This is a genomic window from Rossellomorea sp. LjRoot5, assembly GCF_964253455.1.
Lineage (GTDB): Bacteria > Bacillota > Bacilli > Bacillales > Bacillaceae_B > Rossellomorea.
Window position 1 is genome coordinate 2,618,842 of record NZ_CAXUQN020000001.1, and the last position, 21,583, is coordinate 2,640,424.

At 42.9% G+C, this 21,583-nt stretch carries 18 protein-coding genes; all 18 read right to left on the reverse strand.

The features are described from left to right. Positions 1-40: 40 nt before the first annotated feature. Positions 41-634, reverse strand: coding sequence for a dipicolinate synthase subunit B (dpaB, locus tag ACSQ2E_RS13425; RefSeq protein ID WP_435991260.1), 594 nt, complete (start codon positions 632-634; stop codon positions 41-43). Then, positions 631-1,533, reverse strand: a complete 903-nt coding sequence (gene dpaA, locus ACSQ2E_RS13430) for a dipicolinic acid synthetase subunit A (RefSeq protein ID WP_435991262.1) — start codon at positions 1,531-1,533, stop codon at positions 631-633. The genes dpaB and dpaA overlap by 4 nt, the downstream gene beginning before the upstream one ends. 174 nt (positions 1,534-1,707) lie before the next feature. Next, positions 1,708-1,941 carry a YlmC/YmxH family sporulation protein gene (locus tag ACSQ2E_RS13435; RefSeq protein WP_060669651.1) on the reverse strand — a complete coding sequence of 78 codons (234 nt, stop codon included), beginning with the start codon at positions 1,939-1,941 and terminating at the stop codon, positions 1,708-1,710. Positions 1,942-2,867: 926 nt separating this feature from the next. Further along, positions 2,868-4,109 (reverse strand): M16 family metallopeptidase, encoded by a 1,242-nt coding sequence (locus tag ACSQ2E_RS13440; RefSeq protein ID WP_435991264.1) that lies wholly within the window; start codon positions 4,107-4,109, stop codon positions 2,868-2,870. A gap of 28 nt (positions 4,110-4,137) precedes the next feature. Continuing rightward, positions 4,138-5,142 carry a polysaccharide deacetylase family protein gene (locus ACSQ2E_RS13445; protein ID WP_435991266.1) on the reverse strand — a complete coding sequence of 335 codons (1,005 nt, stop codon included), beginning with the start codon at positions 5,140-5,142 and terminating at the stop codon, positions 4,138-4,140. A 143-nt stretch (positions 5,143-5,285) separates the two neighbouring features. Further along, positions 5,286-7,409 carry a polyribonucleotide nucleotidyltransferase gene (pnp, locus tag ACSQ2E_RS13450; protein WP_435991268.1) on the reverse strand — a complete coding sequence of 708 codons (2,124 nt, stop codon included), beginning with the start codon at positions 7,407-7,409 and terminating at the stop codon, positions 5,286-5,288. 344 nt (positions 7,410-7,753) lie between these two features. After that, positions 7,754-8,023 carry a 30S ribosomal protein S15 gene (gene rpsO, locus ACSQ2E_RS13455; RefSeq protein ID WP_034760125.1) on the reverse strand — a complete coding sequence of 90 codons (270 nt, stop codon included), beginning with the start codon at positions 8,021-8,023 and terminating at the stop codon, positions 7,754-7,756. A gap of 135 nt (positions 8,024-8,158) precedes the next feature. Continuing rightward, positions 8,159-9,109: a bifunctional riboflavin kinase/FAD synthetase gene (gene ribF, locus ACSQ2E_RS13460; protein WP_435991271.1), complete on the reverse strand. Its 951-nt coding sequence runs from the start codon at positions 9,107-9,109 to the stop codon at positions 8,159-8,161. Between the two features lie 18 nt (positions 9,110-9,127). Then, the gene (truB, locus tag ACSQ2E_RS13465; protein ID WP_435991273.1) at positions 9,128-10,033 is read right to left on the reverse strand and encodes a tRNA pseudouridine(55) synthase TruB; all 906 of its coding nucleotides are present in this window, start codon (positions 10,031-10,033) and stop codon (positions 9,128-9,130) included. 101 nt (positions 10,034-10,134) lie between these two features. Then, the gene (gene rbfA / locus ACSQ2E_RS13470) at positions 10,135-10,503 is read right to left on the reverse strand and encodes a 30S ribosome-binding factor RbfA (protein WP_060669663.1); all 369 of its coding nucleotides are present in this window, start codon (positions 10,501-10,503) and stop codon (positions 10,135-10,137) included. 53 nt (positions 10,504-10,556) lie between these two features. Continuing rightward, on the reverse strand, positions 10,557-10,835 hold the full coding sequence (locus ACSQ2E_RS13475) for a DUF503 domain-containing protein (RefSeq protein WP_435991275.1): 279 nt from the start codon (positions 10,833-10,835) through the stop codon (positions 10,557-10,559). Continuing rightward, positions 10,832-13,009, reverse strand: a complete 2,178-nt coding sequence (infB, locus tag ACSQ2E_RS13480) for a translation initiation factor IF-2 (RefSeq protein WP_435991277.1) — start codon at positions 13,007-13,009, stop codon at positions 10,832-10,834. Before infB ends, ACSQ2E_RS13475 begins: the two co-directional genes overlap by 4 nt. Positions 13,010-13,029: 20 nt before the next feature. Then, positions 13,030-13,332 carry a YlxQ family RNA-binding protein gene (locus ACSQ2E_RS13485; RefSeq protein ID WP_435991279.1) on the reverse strand — a complete coding sequence of 101 codons (303 nt, stop codon included), beginning with the start codon at positions 13,330-13,332 and terminating at the stop codon, positions 13,030-13,032. 10 nt (positions 13,333-13,342) lie between these two features. Continuing rightward, positions 13,343-13,612: an RNase P modulator RnpM gene (gene rnpM / locus ACSQ2E_RS13490; protein WP_435991281.1), complete on the reverse strand. Its 270-nt coding sequence runs from the start codon at positions 13,610-13,612 to the stop codon at positions 13,343-13,345. Between the two features lie 12 nt (positions 13,613-13,624). Continuing rightward, entirely contained in the window at positions 13,625-14,758 is a 1,134-nt protein-coding gene (gene nusA, locus ACSQ2E_RS13495) for a transcription termination factor NusA (RefSeq protein ID WP_435991283.1), read from the reverse strand. A 35-nt stretch (positions 14,759-14,793) separates the two neighbouring features. Next, a complete protein-coding gene (gene rimP, locus ACSQ2E_RS13500; protein ID WP_034760152.1) occupies positions 14,794-15,264 on the reverse strand; it encodes a ribosome maturation factor RimP in 471 nt (156 codons plus the stop codon). 187 nt (positions 15,265-15,451) lie between these two features. Then, the gene (locus ACSQ2E_RS13505) at positions 15,452-19,771 is read right to left on the reverse strand and encodes a PolC-type DNA polymerase III (RefSeq protein WP_435991286.1); all 4,320 of its coding nucleotides are present in this window, start codon (positions 19,769-19,771) and stop codon (positions 15,452-15,454) included. 100 nt (positions 19,772-19,871) lie between these two features. Continuing rightward, entirely contained in the window at positions 19,872-21,575 is a 1,704-nt protein-coding gene (locus ACSQ2E_RS13510) for a proline--tRNA ligase (RefSeq protein WP_435991288.1), read from the reverse strand. Positions 21,576-21,583 lie beyond the last annotated feature (8 nt).

Genomic DNA, 21,583 nt, shown 5'->3' on the forward strand with positions numbered 1-21,583 from the left:
GGTCATCTGAATTTCTCGAGAGGATGACCTTCTGCTTGAATTAATCTAAATATCTTTCGATGACGACGGGTTGAAGCTGACGCCCTTCCATCGCCGATTCGATCGTCTCCTGAATCATCGTCATTCTGGCAACCATCGACTTTGGTTTACTTTCAGGTGCATCCTGCCCAAATGGAATAAAATAAATATCTTTCGTTGAAATTAATCTCATCAGATTTATACCATTTAATCCCAGAGCATCATTTGTGGAAATTCCGAGTACTACAGGGCGGTGGTTACGTAATGTTGCTTTGGCGGCCATTAACACTGGTGAATCGGTCATTGCATTGGCAAATTTACTCATTGAATTACCTGTAAGGGGGGCAATCACCATACAATCCAGTGGAAGCTTCGGACCAAGGGGTTCTGCCTTCACGATTGAATCGATCACTTTATGCCCGGTTACGTCTTCGATTCGTTTGATCCAATCTTCTCCTTTACCGAATCTTGTTTCAGTATTCATAACGGTAGATGTTACAATCGGCATGACTTCCGCTCCATTATTCACTAATCTCTCAATTTCTGGGAATACTGCATCATACGTACAATGAGATCCTGTGAGACCAAACCCGATACGTTTTCCTTTCACACTCATGATGAACTCTCCTTTCCTGAATCAAAATCTGCCTCTAATAATTGACAAAGAACATTCGCCAGGATCTGCCCTGCCTTTTTCGGTGCTACGATTCCTGGGAGCCCAGGGGCTAACAATGCTTTAATCCCGCGTTTTTCTGCATAACGAAAGTCTGTACCGCCCGGCTTTGAAGCCAAATCGATAATTAATGTATGGGCAGGCATTTTGGCTATGACGCCAGCCTTCACTATATGCACCGGAATTGTATTAATACAAATATCACAATTTTCAACCTCTTTTTCCAAATCATCCAAGTGGAATGGCACTAACCCCATTTCTGTCACCCGGGCCAAATGCTCACTTTTGCGCACTCCGACCTTCACCCTTCCGCCTAAATGATGAAACGTCCTGGCCACACTCATACCCACTCTGCCAAGCCCCAAAATCACGATGTCGGATCCGTGAATCGTAAAGTCTGTATGTTGAATAGCCATCATAATCGTTCCCTCTACTGTAGGGATGGAATTATAGATGGCAACGTCGTCTCTTTCAAACAACTGAACAAGTTTGTGGTTCGTTGAAGACATGATTTGATCCAAGTACGCATTACTAATTCCTGAATAGATCGTACAGTGCTCTGGCGTTTCAGATACAATTTCTTCCGTTAACACGATTTTCTCATTTGAAAATATCGTATCTATTTCTCCTTGTAGACTCGTGCCGGGTACAGGTAAAATTATGGCATCCATCACTGAAAAGTCCACTTCACCTAGTTTTTCCTTCGTAGCACCTGTAAAGGCATGATCTAGTTGTTCAAAACCTACGAGTGATATTTTGGCATCTAACTCCGTAAGCTTTCGAATAATCTCAAGTTGACGAGCATCTCCGCCTAGAACTGCGATCTGCATTCCGGTCAGCATCACTGATTTCACCTACTTTTTACATAATCGCTATTCTAAATCCCTTTTCACTTCAACAGTGTATGTAGCACACACCCAATGGGTGAGAAGAAAAGCAAGTATGGATGGTTTTAGAAAAGCAGGCAAAATAAAAAACGGGCCAGGACCCGTTTTCTGTGTTGATGTAGTATTTAATTAGTCATCCGAGACTTCCAAAATGATCATATCTGCCCCGATTGTCCTGATCTGATGCCAGGGAACCCGGATTTCTCCTCCCTGCTTCCTCAGCCATTTCCCGGTAGGGATGATCAGCGCATTGATGCTGCCTGACTTATCATTAAATTCAAGATCTGTCTGCCCCAGAATACCAAGCCGCTCCGCTTTTTTATAATCAACGATTTCCTTCCCGCTTAATTCACTTAACCTCATGATCGTGTCCTCCTAAAAAAAGCTATGTAGTACAATGTATACACTGTCCACCTTCTTTAGAAGAAAAACTTATCGTTCCATTAAAGTAGTGTTTAGTTAAAAAGAAAATCCGAACGATCATTCGAGTTTCTTTATTTGAAATTCGAAATCGTTCGGATTCATCATTTGGCTATTTACGTAAATATTTTTGGTTTTGGATGTAGTGAGAAGTGGTTGATTTCCGCTCCAGGTGCTCGCTTTCCGCGGGGCGTGAGTTGAGCCTCCTCGGGCTAAAGCCCTGCGGGGTCTCAAGATCCAGCTACGGTGGCTAGCCCCTCGAGGTCATAAGCTAAATGGTCCAAGAAGGCACAAAAACGCCTTCTTAGCCCATTCATCTTATGCTTGTCAGGGCTGAGCAAGCCACCTCCGCTTTTCAGGCTTTCCCGCATTTCCCGCATTTCCCGCAGGAGTCGAGCACCTTCCGCTACAATCAACTTTCCAAGTGTAAGTGTCTCACTATAACAACTACACCATTGCATATGCCAACTCTAATTCTATTAGTTGAAGTGAGCGATTACAGTTAATCATACAAATACTCTTTCTTACCAGATGTGACATTCTACTCCAACTCACCTTAAATGACCGAACAATAATAACAAGAACCTTAGTGAAACGGACCTTTTATTATTATTGTTGTTAAAGCATATTCAGTGTATTATAGCAGGTTCTAGCTGTTGATTGTAGTGCAAGACGAAGACTCCTACGGGAAAAGCGGAATAGGTGAGACCCCGCAGGAGCGAAAAGCGACGAGGAGGCTCGCCTTCCGCCCGAGGAAAGCGAAGTCTTGCACGGAAATCGGGCAGCGGTATTGCAAGTGACCCTAACTAATTATTTGATTATTTGTCATTAGAGGGAATGGATTTAGTTATGTCCCTATCTCTTTACGTTCATTTTTTCATATTTTGAGGCAGGTTTCCATCCGGGCTGATGAGTGATGAAGCGTAGTCATCTGTGAAGAGGTCCAAAGCCAAACGATTGACTTTATCCATGGTCACTCCATCGATTTCTTCGACGATTTCATCCAGTGTCCGGTGTCGTTTCAGCAGTAATTCATTCTTTCCGTTCCTGCTCATACGGCTATTGGTGCTCTCTAAGCTCAGCATAAGGTTTCCTTTTAACTGCTCTTTGCTGTTTTGCAGTTCTTTAGGGGTGATCCCTTCTGCTTTAAGAGCTTGCAGTGTACTGTCAATGGTATCGAATAATTGATCTAATTGATTGGCCCCCGTTCCCCCATAAATGGTCACCATCCCACTGTCTTCGTATGCGGAATGATAGGAAAATACAGAATAGGCAAGTCCTCTCTGTTCGCGGACCTCCTGGAACAGACGGGAAGACATACTGCCACCCAATACGTTATTCAACACAATCAAATTGTAAATGTCGGGGTGACCGATCTCAAGACCATCGAAACCTAAGCATAAATGTGCCTGTTCCGTGTCTTTCTTACGGGCAAGTTTATTGTAATGAAAAGCAGGCTTTAGCCTCTCTTCCGGCCCTTTTCCACCTTCATATGAACCGAATAACTTTTCAACTTCTTTGATGAATGTCTCATCCACATTTCCCGCAACGGATACTACTACCTGATCAGGTGTGTACATGTCATGCATGTATTCCTTCAATTTAGACTGATTAAATGTGTTCAGTGTATCTTCCGTTCCCAAAATCGGATACCCCAGTGGATGCTCTTCATAAATTGCCTTACTAAGTAGGTCATGGACAATATCGTCAGGAGTATCTTCATACATTTTGATTTCCTCATACACCACATTTTTTTCTTTATTCAATTCCTCTTCTATATAGGTAGAGTTAAAGAACATATCAGAAAGTGTATGTAATGCATAATCCGCATGATTGTCCAATACTTTTGCATAATAGCACGTATATTCCTTTGAAGTAAATGCATTTACCTGTCCGCCTATGCTGTCAAAGGACTCGGCTATTTCACGTGCAGTTTTGGTCTTTGTGCCTTTAAAAAACATATGCTCAAGAAAATGGGAGATCCCATTATTTTGTTCGGTTTCATTACGTGAGCCGGTTCCAATCCAGACCCCTATTGCTACGGAGCGAACGTGTGGAATTTCTTCCAGTACGATTCGCAATCCATTTTGGCATGTATATTTCTTAATCAAGAAAGTTCCTCCTATTCATGATGCGAAGTTACTGCTTCTTCTTACTATCTCCTTGTTGTGTTGAATTATCTGCCTCATCTACGATTCTCTCTTCTTTCACTAAACTTGAGATCGTGCCCAGCCTTAAATTTTTTTCTTTTATTTGAAGAATCAGTGTGTTCAAGGAATTGGCTGTTGAAGCTGTAGGATGCATGAGCACTATCGCCCCTTTGTGCATCTTACCCATTACACGTTCTATCAGCACATTGGGTTGTGGTTTTTGCCAGTCAACCGTATCCACACTCCACATGATCGTCCTCATATGCATTTCATCTGCAATTTTCACGACTTCATCCCTGTAGCTGCCGCTTGGGGGAGCAAACCACTTTACTTTTTCACCGGTGGTCACTTCAATCATTTCATTAGTTTTTTTCAATTCTTCTCTTACCTTGATAGCTTCAAGCACTTTCATATCAGGATGGGAATACGAGTGATTCCCCACCTCATGCCCTGCATCCACAATCATCTTCGCCAAGTCAGGGTTATTCTTCACCCATCTCCCCTCTAGAAAGAACGTAGCATATACCTGATGCTTTTTCAAAGTTGCAAGCATATCAGGGATGTATTCATTTCCCCACGCTACATTGATAATAAAGGACACCATGGGCTTATCAGGATTCCCTCGATAGACAGGAGATGCAGGTAAATCAGGTAAGTGCTTTTCAGGAGGGATTTGTTTATAAATCAGTTTGTCTTCATCAAACGATTTTTCTTTCTTCATGTTGTGTAAAGACGCCTCTACATCTACTTTCAATCCATTATATCCAGGTGTAGCTTTCCAAACGGTATCTATCACAGCATCCTGAGCCGGTATCTCTCTTGATTTGGCTTCCTCTTTTATCATACGGGTGAGGTCGTTTGTGCTGTTTAGCCCATTCACTACTACCGTCTCTTGTTTTAACCCGTTCACATACTGATTTGATAGAGGGTTCTCCACTACTACTAAAGTCAGAATAGCAATTAGACTAATTCCAATCAAGTATTTTTTTTCCATCCCTGTCCACCTTCCTTCTCCTACAAACATATGTAAGAAAAGAACAGGGTAGAACATGCGCCATTAAAGCTCATCGAACAGATAAAAAAAGCCGTCCCGGAGGAGAGTTTGCTCCCTACAGGACAGCCTGCCAATCTTAAAGATTAACCCTGGTTTTGTTCTTCCTTTTCGCGCTGTTCCTTAAGAACTGCTTTTCGTGATAAGTTGACTCTTCCTTGATTATCAATATCCAGAACCTTTACAAGGATCTCGTCACCGATCGCCACTACATCTTCCACCTTACGGATACGTTCTTCTGCAAGTTCAGAAATATGGACAAGTCCATCTTTACCACTGAAGATTTCTACAAATGCACCGAATTTCTCAATTCGTTTCACTTTTCCAAGATACATTTGTCCAGCTTCAACTTCTCTAACGATATCTTCAATCGTTTTCTTAGCTACTTTATTCATCTCTTCATCAGTAGATGAGATGAAGATCGTTCCGTCCTGCTCAATATCAATCTTAACGCCTGTTTCGTCGATGATCTTATTAATCTGCTTACCACTTGGCCCAATGACGTCGCGGATTTTATCAGGGTTAATATGCATGGTCAGGATTTTCGGAGCGTATTGGGACAGGCTCGTTCTTGCTTCACCGATTGTTGCTAACATGCTATCAAGAATCTGCATTCTTCCCTTTTTAGCTTGTTGAAGTGCTTCTTCAAGAATTTCACGGGATAACCCATCAATTTTGATATCCATTTGAAGAGCGGTTACACCTTTAGAAGTCCCGGCTACTTTAAAGTCCATGTCACCAAGGTGATCTTCCATTCCCTGAATGTCTGTCAGGATGGAGTAATTTTCACCTGACTTGATCAGACCCATCGCAATCCCGGCTACAGGCGCTTTAATAGGAACACCGGCATCCATCATTGCGAGTGTGCTTGCACAAATACTTGCTTGAGAAGTTGAACCGTTTGATTCGAGTACTTCTGATACAAGTCGAATTGTATAAGGGAAGTCTTTTTCGTTTGGAATAATTGGGTCAAGAGCCTTTTCCCCCAATGCTCCGTGTCCGATTTCACGGCGACCCGGTCCTCTGATTGGTCCTGTGGACCCTACACTGAATTGAGGGAAGTTATAATGGTGCATAAATCGTTTTGATTCTTCAATTCCCAGGCCATCAAGTACCTGAACATCTCCTAAAGCACCCAGCGTACAAATACTTAGTGCTTGAGTTTGTCCACGGGTAAATAATCCTGAACCGTGAGTTCTTGGCAATAAACCGACCTCTGAGGACAATGGACGGATTTCGTCAACTTTTCGGCCATCTGGACGGACCTTGTCTTCTGTGATCAGACGGCGAACTTCATTTTTCACAAGCATATCCAATACTTTTTTCACTTGTTTCAAGGTAGCTTCATCAGCTTCCTTCTCTTCCTCATAAACGGCCATCACTTTATCTTTAACAGTTCCGATGGCTTCTTCACGAGCATGCTTTTCTTGAACTTGAATGGCAGGAATCAATTCACTTTCACATAAGGAACGAACCTCTGCTTCAACGTCTTGATCTAATTCAACAAGTTGAATTTTAGATTTTTCTTTACCGACTTTAGCGACGATTTCCTCCTGGAAAGCAACCAGACGCTTAATCTCTTCATGACCGAACATGATCGCTTCAAGCATTGTCTCTTCAGGAACCTCATCTGCACCCGCTTCTACCATATTAATGGCATCTTTCGTACCAGCTACAGATAAATGAATCTCACTCTTCTCCAATTGCTCGACCGAAGGGTTAATGATGAATTCCCCATCAACAAGACCAACAATCACTCCTGCTATCGGACCTTCGAACGGGATATCTGAAACCGATAGCGCTAATGAAGAACCAAACATAGCTGCCATTTCGGATGAGCAATTCTGGTCTACACTCATCACAATGCTGATTACTTGAACTTCATTACGGAATCCATCTGCGAACAATGGACGGATGGGACGATCTATTAAGCGGCTCGCAAGGATGGCTTTCTCACTAGGGCGACCTTCACGTTTAATGAATCCTCCAGGGATTTTACCTACTGCATATAATCTCTCTTCATAGTTAACGGTTAATGGGAAGAAATCCAAAGGTTTTGGTTCTTTCGAAGCTGTAGCACTGCTAAGTACTGCAGTATCTCCATAACGTACCATTACCGCTCCATTCGCTTGTTTGGCAAATTGGCCAACTTCGACCGTCAATTCTCTTCCGGCCCATTCGATGGAAAAGGTTTGTTTAGTTTGTTCCATAAAGTGTACCCCTCTCTTTATATATCACTAAAAGGTTCGGCCTGTACCCAACCCGGATAAACATAAAATAATCTATATCATGCACATATGCGCTGTTATATTCGTTTGATTTGAATCCCTGCTGACTATGTAAATACAGGATGTTGTATCAAGGCGGATGCCAGACCCATTATACGATGGGTTTCCTTCCACATTGTATACATATTATGTATTTTAGACAAAAACGAGAAAAATGAATACTTTAAATGATGAAAATGTATAAAAAGAAGTGGAGGATCATACAAAGATTTCCACTTATGAAAGCTAAAGAAAAAGCGGGACATAATCCCGCTTCCTTTGTCTGTTTATCGACGTAAACCTAATTTGTTAATTAACTCACGGTAGCGTTGTACATCTTTCTTACGTAAGTAAGATAATAGATTACGACGGTGACCTACCATTTTAAGAAGACCGCGACGAGAGTGGTGATCTTTCTTGTGAACGCGTAAGTGATCGTTCAGATTGTTAATTTCTTCAGTTAGGACAGCAATTTGAACTTCTGGAGATCCAGTATCGTTCTCATGTACTTTGTATTCACTGATAAGTTCGTTTTTACGTTCTTTAGTGATAGCCATCCTTTTCACCTCCTAATAATTTCTTTCAAATCCCCTGTTACTGAGCAGCCGTTGGTGAATCGTGATGCCAAGCAAAGGTTCATTTCATACGATATTTAGAATACTACTCTTTTAAATAAAAATCAAGTGTAATCCTCAATTTTTAGCAAAGTAGTCTATCGCATGGTTCTTATCTTTCTGAATTTGGGAGATTAGCTCCTCTATTCCGGAGAATTTCTGTTCGTCCCTTATTCTATCATACCATTCAATGTACACTTCTTCTCCGTAAATGGAAGTGTGGAAATCAAAAAGATGGACTTCAATTGTCAAAGAATAGTCGTCAGGGTTTTTAAAGGTGGGCTTGTACCCGATATTGCACACACCATCAAACCATTTATCATGAATTTTCATCCTTACCGCATAAACCCCCACCTTAGGGGTCAGATAATCATCGGAGAGTTCGATATTCGCTGTAGGGAACCCGATTTTCCTCCCTCTTTTATCTCCGTGTATGACCGTTCCCTTCATTTTGAACGGTCTGCCAAGAAGCTTGTTCACCCTGGATACGTCACCTTCTCTAAGGTTCTCCCTTATTAAGGAAGAACTCACTTTCAAATCCAGATCAGCATCTGTCAACTTCGAAACGGTAGTGGAGGCAAACATATCGCGGGAATGAAAGGGCAGGGTTTCCATCGTCCCCTTCCCCAGTCTGCCATATGAATAATCATATCCTGCTACAACATGCCTTACGTTAAGGCCGATAATGTATTGATCGACGAAGTCCTGTGGAGTCAGACTTGCAAATTCTGATGTGAACCGGACAATGAATAAATAATCCACACCGAGTTCCTTTATGATTTCTTTCTTATCTTCCAAAGGCGTTATGTAGTGTATATGTTTGTGTTTATGACCCAGTACAACGGAAGGATGGGGATCAAATGTCATGACCGCGCTCGAAACGTCCTGTTCCTTCGCTTTTTCCACTGCTTCCCTAATCACCCTTTGATGGCCTTTATGAACGCCATCGAAGTATCCCAGAGCGAGTACGAGAGGTGGAAATTCATTCTTACTAATAGAATGGGGATGATGTACAGTTATTACTTTCACAGTATTTCACCTTTTTCACTAGTCGTTGAAAAGCACTTTGACAGGCTTGATGATCCCAGGCTTGTCAGGATGCCTCTGATAAATGGCTATGGCCTTACCCTTATGCACCATCACTACGGAACCGTCCTGCCAGTCCTCAGGCTCCTCAAGGCGTGCTCCGTTCTTCACTTTCTCTGCTAATGTATCACTAATTGTCATTTTCGGCAAATGAGAAAGCCCCATTTCCAGAGGAAGAAGTAGGTTTTGTTGATCTTCATTCTGAGCAAACTCTTGTATCTGTTCGAACGTGAAACAATCTTCTTTTCTAAAACCGGCTGATTGCGTACGCGTAAGAGCGGACATATGAGCTGGATACCCCAGGCCATTCCCGATTTCAACGGCAAGTGTCCTTACATAAGTCCCCTTCCCACAAACGACTTCAAAGGTGAATGAAGGGTGATTGCCCGCTAACTCATTCCACTCCTCCAGTAATTGCAGTCTATGGATATGAACAGTCCTTGAAGGCCTTTCGATTTCTATGCCCTGTCTCGCATATTCATATAACCGCTTTCCATTTACTTTAACTGCCGAAAACATGGGGGGCGTCTGGATGATGTCTCCCGTCAGACTTTGAAGGATCTCCTCAACCTCCATTCTCGATATGATCCGATTCACCTTCTTTTCTTCAACCTTCTCTCCCCACGCATCTTCTGTTGTGGTGGAATATCCGATCGTGACTTCTCCTTCATAGGTCTTTCCGGATGCTGTTATATACTCCGCTATCTTGGTAGCACGTCCGACGCAAATGGGCAGGACACCCGAGACTTCAGGGTCCAGGGTACCTGTATGGCCGACTTTTTTTGTTCTGAGGATCTTCCTCAACTTAAAGACACAATCATGGGACGTCATTCCCCTGGGCTTCCATAAGGGCAGGATACCATTCATCTACATTACCTCCAGTATATATTGTATTTGGTCCATACAAATAAAAACATAAAGGGCTGATCCTTTGGAATTGTACTTCCGTCCGGATCAGCCCTTTCATATTACTCTTCTGTATCTTTAGACTCTTCTGGTTCATCTTGAACTTTTCTTAATAAAGATTCAATATGGTTACCATAATCAATCGACTCATCAAACTCAAAAATAATTTCAGGTGTTTTACGCAGGCGAATTCTCTGTCCTACTTCAGAACGGATGAAACCTTTTGCCTTTGCAAGACCTTTAAGAGTGTTCTCTCTTTGGTCTTCCCCACCCAGAACGGTAATATACACTTTTGCCTGTTGTAAGTCCCCGGATACTTGTACATCTGTAACCGTTACAAAGCCAATACGTGGATCCTTTATTTTTCGTCCGATAATATCGCTGAGCTCTTTCTTCATTTGCTCGCTAACACGATTCGCACGATGGCTCATCAATATCACCTCTTATATATCGTTAATGGTTATATGTTGATATAAGGCGTTCCTTATAGTGACTCGATTTGGGTTTCCAGTCGTTCCCACTCAGGAAAAGAATCCATGAATTTCAATGCGTGTTCAATCTCTCTTTCACTCGCTCCTTTGGAAGAAGCGACAGTGACGATGGCAATCCTTGTACGCTGCCATACATCCTGATATCCGATTTCAGAAACCGATACATTGAATTTTTGTTTAAGACGGGACATGACCCGTTGCAGGACAGCCCGCTTATCTTTTAATGAGTGAGAGTCATAAATCATGCACTCACATTCAACATATGTGATCATTTACGTGTAATTTCTTCCATGATGAAGGCTTCGATGACGTCGCCTTCCTTCACATCATTGAAGTTCTTGATTGTAATACCACATTCGTAACCTCTGGCTACGTCTTTTGCGTCATCCTTAAAGCGCTTAAGGGCATCGAGTTCCCCTTCAAAGATAACAATTCCGTCACGAATCAGACGAACTCCACTATCGCGAGAAATCTTACCTTCTGTTACATAGCTTCCCGCAATCGTACCAACTTTAGACACTTTAAATGTTTGACGTACTTCCGCCTGACCGATGATCTTCTCTTCAAATTCTGGGTCAAGCATACCTTTCATTGCCGCTTCGATCTCTTCCATTACCTTATAGATAATACGGTGTAGTCGGATTTCTACGCCCTCTGCTTCGGCAGTACGCTTGGCATTGACGTCAGGTCGCACATTAAAGCCGATTACAATGGCATTCGAAGCAGACGCCAGTGTAATATCAGATTCATTGATTGCCCCCACACCTGTGTGGATGATCCGGATATTAACACCTTCCACTTCAATCTTCATTAACGAAGCGGCCAGTGCCTCAACCGATCCCTGAACATCCGCTTTAAGCACAAGATTCAGGTCTTTCATCTCTCCCTGTTTCATTTGTTCGAACAGGTTCTCAAGACTTACCTTTGACTTCTCCCCACGCTGAGCTTGAAGTGCCTGGGATGCACGGGATTCACCAACAGAACGAGCTGTTTTCTCATCTTCGAATACGACAAAGCGATCCCCTGCTTGTGGAACATCATTCAATCCCGTGATTTCTACAGGAGCAGAAGGGCCGGCTTCTTTCACACGGCGACCAAGGTCATTGACCATCGCACGGACACGCCCGAATGTATTACCTACTACAATTGGATCCCCTACTTTTAACGTTCCGTTTTGAACGAGCAAAGTGGCAACTGATCCGCGCCCTTTATCCAATTGAGCTTCGATGACTGTTCCTTGTGCAAGACGATTTGGATTCGCTTTAAGCTCTTCCACTTCACTTACAAGAACGATCATTTCAAGTAAATTGTCGATTCCTTCACCAGATAAGGCAGATAATGGAACGAAGATTGTGTCTCCCCCCCATGCTTCAGGAACCAATTCATACTCTGTGAGCTCCTGCATTACACGATCGGGATTGGCAGCTTCTTTATCCATCTTATTAACAGCAATGATGATCGGAACGTCTGCCGCTTTCGCATGGTTGATTGCTTCAACCGTTTGAGGCATAACACCGTCATCGGCAGCTACTACAATGATTGCAATGTCCGTCACTTTAGCACCGCGCGCACGCATAGTCGTGAAGGCAGCATGCCCCGGAGTATCAAGGAATGTGATTTTCTTTCCGTCCACTTCTACTTGATAAGCACCGATATGCTGTGTGATCCCGCCAGCTTCACCTGCTGTGACTTTCGTGTTACGGATGGAGTCAAGAAGCGTTGTTTTACCGTGATCGACGTGACCCATGATGGTTACGACAGATGGACGTTCTTCGGTTTGCTCTTTTGTATCCTCCGTGAAATATACTTCAAGATCGGTCGCGTCTACCTTGATTTCTTCTTCCACTTCGACGCCGTATTCCCCTGCAATCAATTCAATCGAATCTTTATCCAGTTCCTGATTGATGGTTGCCATGACACCAAGCATGAATAGTTTTTTTATGATTTCAGATGGTTCTTTATGAAGCTTTTTGGCAAGTTCTGAAACCGTCAGTGATTCGGAGAATGTGATCTTTGATGGAAGTTCCTTTTTCTTAGCAGGCGTTTGCTGTTGAGGAGCCTGCTTGAAATTTTTGTTCTGCTTATTTTGTTTGTTATTTCGGTTTTTATTGTTGTTGTTATTATTATTATTGAAGACCTTCTTCTCCTTTGATTGGTTCTGTTGATCGTGTTTTTTTCCTTCACGATTTTTCGGTGCAGTCTTAACCTTTTCCTTGTTTGGAGCTTCGTCTGACTTGGATGTACTTGATTTGGATTCTTTCGCGGCTTTATTTCCTTCCCCTTTTGAATCACCTTTGTACATCGCGTCCAATTTTGTTACTGCGTCATCTTCTATAGTTGCCATATGGTTTGATACCTCAATATTCAGTTGCTTTAATTTTTCGATCACATCTTTACTTGAAACATTGTATTTCTTTGCATATTCATATACACGCATCTTGCTCATATGTTCACCCCCACTGAGATTCAATCGAGCAGTTCGGATAATTTTTTGGCAAAGCCGGCATCCATTATGGCGACGACCACCCTTGCCTCTTTTCCAATGGCTTGACCTAAGTCGTGCCTGTTTTCCACTAAGCAAACCGGGACATTATACGATTTACATTTGTCCGTGATTTTCTTGTTTGTATTAGCAGAAGCATCTTTGGAAAGAATGACAAGTTTCGCTCGTCCACTACGAACTTCTTTAATAACAAGCTCTTCACCTGAAATAATCTTCCGTGCCCGATTCGCCAATCCTAAAAGTGACATCCAACGATTCTGATTCATACGCTAAACGTTACTCCTTCTCTACAAGGCTAATCAATTCATCGTAAAGAGATTCCTCTATTTTCGCTTGTAATTGATTGGCTAAAGTATTTTTCTTTTTGGCTAATAAAATAACGTCTTTATCCTTCGAGAGATAGGCTCCACGTCCTGATTTCTTACCAGTAGGATCGATGGAAACCTCTCCTTCTTTAGACCTGACAATACGTATCATTTCTTTTTTTGGCTTCATTTCACCCGTTGCCACACATTTGCGCAAGGGAATCTTCTTATTCACACTCATCTTGCCCACCTCTTAATCTTGATTTTCGAAATCAATATTTAAAGGCTCGTTGTCATACTCATCCTCTTCATCCTGAGGCAAAAAGCCCTCTTCCCGAGGATATAATCCTAATTCGCGTGCATCTGTTTCGCTCTTGATATCAATCTTCCAGTTTGTCAATTTAGCTGCAAGTCGAGCGTTTTGACCACGTTTACCGATTGCGAGTGACAGTTGATAGTCAGGTACCACGACTCTGGTTGCTTTATCTTCTTCGTTCACCTGTACATCCAGTACTTTAGAAGGACTTAAAGCATTGGCGACGAACGTCACGGGATCTTCAGACCACTGGACTATATCGATCTTCTCACCTTTCAGTTCGTTCACGATCGCCTGTACACGGGCACCTTTAGTTCCCACACATGCACCTACGGGATCCACTTCAGAGTTTTCTGCGTGAACCGAAATTTTAGAGCGGTCTCCGGCTTCGCGAGCAACGGATTTGATTTCTACCGTTCCGTCAAAGATTTCAGGAACCTCGATTTCAAATAGTCGCTTTAATAGACCCGGGTGTGTTCGTGAAACAAAGATTTGAGGACCCTTTGTCGTCTTTTCTACCTTCGTGATGAACACCTTGATCCGGTCATGAGGTTTGTATGTTTCGTTAGACATTTGCTCGCTCACCGGTAAGAGGGCTTCAATCTTCCCTAAAGCCACATAGATGAACCGATTGTCCTGACGTTGAACGATACCTGTCATGATGTCTTCTTCCCGGTCCACAAATTCGGAATAGATAATTCCTCTCTCTGCTTCCCTCACTCGCTGAGTCACAACCTGTTTAGCTGTTTGAGCAGCAATGCGCCCGAAATCTTTAGGAGTAACTTCAAGTTCAACAACGTCTCCCACTTCGTAGCTTGGGTTGATATCTCCAGCGTCTTCAACCGAGATCTCAAGTCGGGAATCGAACACTTCATCCACGACTTCCTTACGGGCGAAGACTCTCATCGTACCCGTATCAAGGTTAAGGTCTACGCGGACATTTTGTGCCTGGTTGAAATTTCGTTTGTAAGCTGACACAAGTGCCGCTTCAATGGCTTCAATGATGACATCCCTTGCAATGCCTTTTTCTTTCTCTAAAACAGTAAGAGCATCTAATAACTGAGTGCTCATGGTGGTTTCATCCCCCTTTATAGTGCGGTTAGTTCCTATGAAAATGTAACAGCCAATCGTGCAATGGCTATCTTATCTGTTGGAATTTCAACCTTCTTTTTTCGAGTCTTAATGGTTACTTCTAATGATAATTGGTCTGAAGTATAGGAAAGAAGTGTTCCTTCGAATGCTTTTTCGCCGTTCAATGGCTCATACGTTTTCACATAAACATTTTTGCCGATGGCTTTTTCGAAGTCCTTGTCTTTCTTTAAAGGACGTTCAGCACCCGGTGAAGAAACTTCTAAAAAGTAATTATGAGGAATTGGGTCAATTTCATCTAACTTTTCACTAAGTCTTTCACTTACTATTCCGCATTCTTCAATGTCAACACCGGAATCCTTGTCGATGAATATGCGAAGAAACCAATTGGATCCTTCTTTAACATATTCCATATCAATGAGTTCCAAAGACATGTCATCTAAGATTGGTGTAACAATTTCTTCTACTAGTGTTGTTATTTTGCTCATACTTACCTCCTGGTCTATATGAAAATCGTGCACCAAGACTAGAAATGATAGTTCAAAAAATCTCCATGTAATAACGAAAGAGTGGGGTGCGACCCCACTCTTCTACCTTTAGAGCTATCTTTAGTATTTCCAATAAAAATATACCATAATCAACATGTTTATGCAAACAATTCCCATGGTATCAGTCTTAGAACAGAGATAATTGGTTCTTATCCGGCAAAGCTTCCAGGCATCCGTGATTATCCAGATACTCGATAATGGTCTTGGACACGCGGCCCCTTTGCTGAAGATCTTCTTTAGATAGAAATTCCCCATCCTGCCTTGCGTTCACAATATTGAAGGCAGCATTGGTTCCAAGTCCGGGTATGGAGTTGAACGGCGGGATCAAAGTATCACCATCGATCACAAATTCAGCAGCCGCTGAACGGTACAGATCAACTTTCTGGAACTTATAACCTCTTTCGCACATTTCAAGTGCCAACTCAAGAACTGTTAACGTATTCTTTTCTTTCGGTGATGCATCCAGGCCTTTACTATTGATTTCCTCGATCTTTGATCTAATAGCCTGTGATCCTCTTACCATCGCTTCGATATCAAAATCTTCAGCCCGAACGGTAAAATAAGCGGCATAGTAAAGTAGCGCATGATGCACCTTAAAGTACGCAATACGAACAGCCATTAATACATATGCGGCAGCATGGGCTTTCGGGAACATATACTTGATCTTCAGGCAGGAATCGATATACCAATCCGGTACACCGTTCTTCTTCATTTCTTCTACCCATTCTTCCTGAAGACCTTTTCCTTTACGGACAAATTCCATGACCTTAAAAGCAAGTGAAGGCTCGAGTCCCTGATAGATCAGGTATACCATAATATCATCACGACACCCGATCACTTCGCTCAGATTGCAGATGTTGTTATGAATGAGTTCTTGTGCATTCCCGAGCCATACGTCGGTACCGTGTGAAAGCCCTGAAATTTGGACCAGCTCGGAGAACGTTGTCGGCTTTGTATCTTCAAGCATCTGACGGACGAATCTCGTCCCGAATTCAGGGATCCCGAGTGTCCCGGTCTTACACATGATTTGATCTTCTGTTACACCCAGGGATTCTGTACCGCTGAAGATTTTCATCACTTCAGGGTCATCGGTCGGAATCGTCTTGGGATCGATTCCGGATAAATCTTGAAGCATACGGATGACAGTCGGGTCATCGTGTCCCAGGATATCCAGTTTCAGGAGATTATCATGTATGGAATGGAAATCAAAATGCGTCGTTTTCCATTCAGAATTCGAATCGTCAGCAGGAAATTGGATAGGTGAGAAATCAAAGATATCCATATAATCAGGTACAACGATGATTCCTCCAGGATGCTGCCCGGTTGTTCTTTTGACACCGGTGCATCCACTTACCAAACGGTCAATTTCCGCTCCACGGATCTGCAGCTGATGATCATTCGCGTATCCTTTTACATACCCGTAGGCGGTCTTTTCCGCCACCGTCCCGATCGTACCTGCACGATATACATTGTCTTCCCCGAAAAGGACCTTTGTATAGTTATGAGCGTTCGGCTGATATTCCCCAGAGAAATTCAGATCGATATCCGGAACCTTGTCTCCTTTGAATCCCAGGAAGGTTTCAAACGGTATATCATGTCCGTCTTTCTTATAAGGAACCCCGCAATCCGGGCAGTCCTTATTAGGGAGGTCGAAGCCCGATCCGACTGAACCATCATCAAAGAACTCAGACTTCTTGCAGGACGGACAGACGTAATGAGGCGGCAGTGGATTTACTTCGGTGATCTCCGTCATTGTCGCTACGAAAGAAGAACCGACCGATCCCCTTGAACCAACCAGATAACCATCGTCCAATGATTTTTTAACCAGCTTATGAGAGATTAGATAGATGACAGCGAAACCGTGTCCGATGATACTCTTTAACTCTTTTTCTATTCTGGCTTCAACTATTTCCGGAAGTACCTCCCCATAGATACTTTTAGCCATGGCATAACTCATCCGGCGCATTTCCTCGTCGGCACCTTCGATTTTCGGTGTATATAGATCGTCCCTTATCGGCTTAATGACGTCTACCATATCGGCAACCTTATTCGAATTATCCACTACGATCTCTTTAGCCGTTTCTGTTCCCAGAAAAGAGAACGCATCCAGCATTTCATTGGTTGTTCTAAAATGAACGTCAGGAAGTTCATGACGATTCAACGGATTGGCTCCCCCTTGTGACCCCACGAGGATCTTACGATAAATTTTATCCGTTTCATTTAAATAGTGGACGTTTCCAGTCGCCACAACTGGCTTATCCAGTTTCCTCCCCAGCTCAACGATATTTTGGATGATATCTTCCAGGTTCTTCTGACTTTGAACGAGATCTAATTCAATCAAATGCTGGTACACTTCTTTAGGATGAACTTCCAGATAATCGTAGAAATGGGCCTTTTCCTCAACCTCTTCTTTTCCTTTCTGCATCATCCCTTCGAATACTTCCCCTTTGTCACAACCTGATCCTACCAGGATTCCCGTGCGGTACTTTTGCAGTTGGGAGCGAGGAATCCTAGGTACCCTGAAGAAATAATTCATGTGAGAAATGGAAACAAGCTTATAAAGATTTTTAAGTCCTTCTTCCGTCTGGGCAATCAATGTACAGTGATATGGTCTTGAACGTTTATACGCATCACCTTTCCCCATATAATCATTGAATTGATTATGGTTCGTGATCCCTTTTTCGACTGCATCTTTCAACATCTTCAAAAGGAGATAGCCCGTTGTTTCTGCATCATAGATGGCCCGGTGATGCTGGGTCAATTCGATATCGAATTTCTTTGCCAGTGTATTCAGACGGTGATTCTTAAATTGCGGATAAAGCAGTCTTGCAAGCTCCAATGTATCTATGACGGGGTTGGAAGCTTTCTCGATACCGGCTTTTTGATATCCGGCATTCAAGAACCCCATATCAAAGGATGCATTATGGGCGACCAGTATATCATCCCCCACCCATTTATGATATCTGAGAAGGACATCATTTATCTCTGGAGCCGTCTGTACCATATCATCCGTAATGCCCGTTAACTCAATCGTAGTGGCTGATAACGGATGATGAGGGTTTGCAAATGACTCGAATTTATCAATGACCTCTCCATCTTTTATTTTCACCGCGGCGAGTTCAATGATGGTGTCGTAGACTGCGGAAAGCCCGGTCGTTTCCACGTCAAACACAATATAGGTGCTGTCATCGAGGGGAAGATCGCGATCATTGTAGGCTATCGGGACCCCATCATCCACAAGATTGGCTTCCACACCATATAACAGTTTAATATCGTTTTTCTTACTTGCGTTATAGGCTTCCGGGAAGGATTGCGCAACGGCATGATCTGTTATCGCAACCGCTTTATGGCCCCATTTTTTCGCTTGGGCCACTAGGCTTGCCACGGAAGAGACGGCATCCATCTGGCTCATTGGAGTATGCATGTGAAGCTCTACTCTTTTTCCATCTGCAGGGGCAGTATCGAGTCTAAGTACCGGCTTGATTTCATTTACATCATTGGCAATCATCACAAGGTCCCGTACAAATGTATCGTTTTGTATGCTTCCGCGGCAGCGGACCCACATACCTTTCTTCATGTTGTTCATGACTGCTGCGTCCTCTTTATCCCTGGAGAACATTTTGACCAAAATCGAGCTTGAGTAATCGGTCACCTTAAATGTGAGCAGGGTGCGTCCGCTCCTGAGTTCTCTTGTCTCACAATCGAACACATAACCCTCAATGGCGATACGACGCTCTTCGTCATAAATTTCTTCGATTTTCCGGAAATCAGCATCGTCTTTGATCGTAAGCCCAAGCATGAATGGACCACTTGGTGCATCCCTTGGACCCTCTTTTTCTGCTTTTTCCATTTCGATTAGTGCCTGTTTTGCTCTTTCCTGATCCTCTTTAAGCTTTTCTTCCAGAAATTTCTCATATTCATTGCTTTGTTCTTCTACTTGACTTACCTCTGCATCCAGAACAAATCTGGGAAAACCGAAATTTTCGAAGGTGGAGGTGATCATATCTCCGTATTTTCTTTTGAGCTGTGTTGCTTCTGTGTCATTTGAAGTCTGAACAATGATTTTGTTTCCATTGATCTTCGGCTTTTGAGTATTTAATAATTTTAATAAGGGTGGTGATATCCCTTGAATCTCTTTCACACAATCCTGCCAGTAATCTAAAATATGCTGATCCGTTACATCAGGATTCAACACTTTGATCGAATAGCCTACATTGGCAATATGTTTAAAGGATGTTTGCAGTGCAATGGAAAATTTGCTCCACACGTTACAAGGGATGATTTCTTCAAACGTGAAGTAAAAATGCCATTTCTTTTCCTTGCGGTACACTGCCAATTTCTCAATTTCAGCATGTCTGAAGTACTGAACAAAGGCATCCTCTGTTAAGCCTAACTGTTGCAGCAACAATTGAAACCTTTCCCTTTTGCCCAGGGGCTTTTCTCCCATATTCCTTTCCCCCATTTCTACTCTTGAATCATTTTATATACAGAATAAAAAGGGCTGACAGCAAAAGGATGGCCTCCTTTAAAGTCGAGCCCTTTTAAATTTAAGAAAGAGTGTTGAATAGTTCTTGCAACTTGGAGAGGAGCTCATCTTTATGAACCTCTAACATTTCACCGGTTTTTCTTACTTTCACTTCTACGATTCCTTCTCCGGCTTTCTTTCCGACCGTTACGCGGATCGGCAGGCCAATCAAGTCTGAATCGGCAAACTTCACTCCCGGACGTTCAGCTCGATCATCCATTAATACTTCATATCTGTTTTCTTTAAACATGTCATATAGTTCATTTGAGAGTGTTGCCTGTGCTTCATCCTTCATATTGATGGGTATTAAATGAAGGTCGTATGGAGACAGATTCGTTGGCCATAAAAGACCCCTGTCATCGTTGAATTGTTCAGCAACCGCAGCTAACGTACGGGAGACTCCTATACCGTAACAGCCCATGATGACGGATTGAGACCGGCCGTTTTCATCAAGGAATGAGCTTCCTAAAGCATCGGAATACCTGGTTCCCAGTTTGAAAACATGGCCTACTTCTATTCCCTTTGCGAATATAATCGTTCCATTTCCGTCAGGAGAAGGATCGCCTTCTTGAATGAAACGCAGGTCAGCATACTGAGAAACTTCAAAATCACGTTCAGGATTCACATTGGTAAAATGAAATCCTGATTCATTCGCCCCCGACACTCCATTACGAATGTATTTGACCGCCTGATCAGCTACAATCTTCATGTTTAACGAACAGGGACCTATCGAACCAATTTCGCAACCGGTGACCTTTTTCGTTTCTTCAGCAGAAGCAAGCTCAACCACACCTGCATTAAAAAGATTCTTCACTTTAATATCATTGATTTCGTGATCGCCACGGGATAATACCAAAACAAACTCATCATCCACTTTAAACAAAAGAGACTTAATGCATTGGTCCTTCTCTACGGTTAAGAAAGATGATACTTCTTCAATGGACTTTACATCAGGCGTTGATACCTTTTCCATTGCAAGCATCTCTTCGGTTGATTCGCTGTAGGCATCCACCACTTCAGCCATCTCAATATTCGCTGCATAATCAGATGAATCAGAATAGGCGATTGTATCTTCACCAACCTCTGATAACACCATGAATTCATGTGTATCTTTACCGCCCATGGCACCGGAATCAGCTATGACCGCCCTGAAATTCAAACCGCATCGACTGAAAATGTTGGAATAGGCTTTAAATAATGCATCATACGTCTCGTCCAGGCTCTCATATGACGAATGGAAAGAATACGCATCCTTCATGATGAATTCCCTTCCCCTCAATAGTCCAAAGCGGGGGCGTTTCTCATCACGGAATTTCGTCTGGATCTGGTACATGGTGAGGGGCAGCCGCTTGTAGGATTTAATTTCATCCCTCACTAAGCTGGTTATGACTTCCTCATGGGTGGCTCCAAGGGCAAACTCACGGTCATGACGATCATTCATTCGCATCAATTCCGGTCCATACGTTCCCCAGCGGCCAGATTCCTTCCAAAGTTCAGAAGGTTGAAGGGCAGGCATAAGCAATTCAACAGCACCTGCTGCATCCAATTCCTCTCGGATGATTTCTTCTACTTTTTTCAACACTTTATTTCCGAGTGGCAGAAAACTATAGATCCCGCTGGCATTTTGTCTGATGAATCCCGCACGCAAGAGAAGCTGATGACTTTTGATTTCTGCATCAGCAGGTGTTTCCCTTAGTGTCGGGATGAATGTATTTTGTTGCTTCATTTACTAGC

Excerpts from the sequence above, each read along its gene's own strand:
- truB (WP_435991273.1), bottom strand. The coding sequence starts at position 10,033 with ATGAATGGTATCCTGCCCTTATGGAAGCCCAGGGGAATGACGTCCCAT.
- ACSQ2E_RS13445 (WP_435991266.1), bottom strand. The coding sequence starts at position 5,142 with ATGGAAAAAAAATACTTGATTGGAATTAGTCTAATTGCTATTCTGACT.
- rnpM (WP_435991281.1), bottom strand. The coding sequence starts at position 13,612 with ATGAGTGTGAATAAGAAGATTCCCTTGCGCAAATGTGTGGCAACGGGT.
- dpaB (WP_435991260.1), bottom strand. The coding sequence starts at position 634 with ATGAGTGTGAAAGGAAAACGTATCGGGTTTGGTCTCACAGGATCTCAT.
- ACSQ2E_RS13505 (WP_435991286.1), bottom strand. The coding sequence starts at position 19,771 with ATGGGAGAAAAGCCCCTGGGCAAAAGGGAAAGGTTTCAATTGTTGCTG.
- rbfA (WP_060669663.1), bottom strand. The coding sequence starts at position 10,503 with ATGAGCCATCGTGCGAATCGTGTTAGCGAGCAAATGAAGAAAGAGCTC.
- ACSQ2E_RS13485 (WP_435991279.1), bottom strand. The coding sequence starts at position 13,332 with ATGAATCAGAATCGTTGGATGTCACTTTTAGGATTGGCGAATCGGGCA.
- dpaA (WP_435991262.1), bottom strand. The coding sequence starts at position 1,533 with ATGCTGACCGGAATGCAGATCGCAGTTCTAGGCGGAGATGCTCGTCAA.
- ACSQ2E_RS13435 (WP_060669651.1), bottom strand. The coding sequence starts at position 1,941 with ATGAGGTTAAGTGAATTAAGCGGGAAGGAAATCGTTGATTATAAAAAA.
- rimP (WP_034760152.1), bottom strand. The coding sequence starts at position 15,264 with ATGAGCAAAATAACAACACTAGTAGAAGAAATTGTTACACCAATCTTA.
- pnp (WP_435991268.1), bottom strand. The coding sequence starts at position 7,409 with ATGGAACAAACTAAACAAACCTTTTCCATCGAATGGGCCGGAAGAGAA.
- ACSQ2E_RS13475 (WP_435991275.1), bottom strand. The coding sequence starts at position 10,835 with ATGATCACATATGTTGAATGTGAGTGCATGATTTATGACTCTCACTCA.
- nusA (WP_435991283.1), bottom strand. The coding sequence starts at position 14,758 with ATGAGCACTCAGTTATTAGATGCTCTTACTGTTTTAGAGAAAGAAAAA.
- ACSQ2E_RS13510 (WP_435991288.1), bottom strand. The coding sequence starts at position 21,575 with ATGAAGCAACAAAATACATTCATCCCGACACTAAGGGAAACACCTGCT.
- rpsO (WP_034760125.1), bottom strand. The coding sequence starts at position 8,023 with ATGGCTATCACTAAAGAACGTAAAAACGAACTTATCAGTGAATACAAA.
- infB (WP_435991277.1), bottom strand. The coding sequence starts at position 13,009 with ATGAGCAAGATGCGTGTATATGAATATGCAAAGAAATACAATGTTTCA.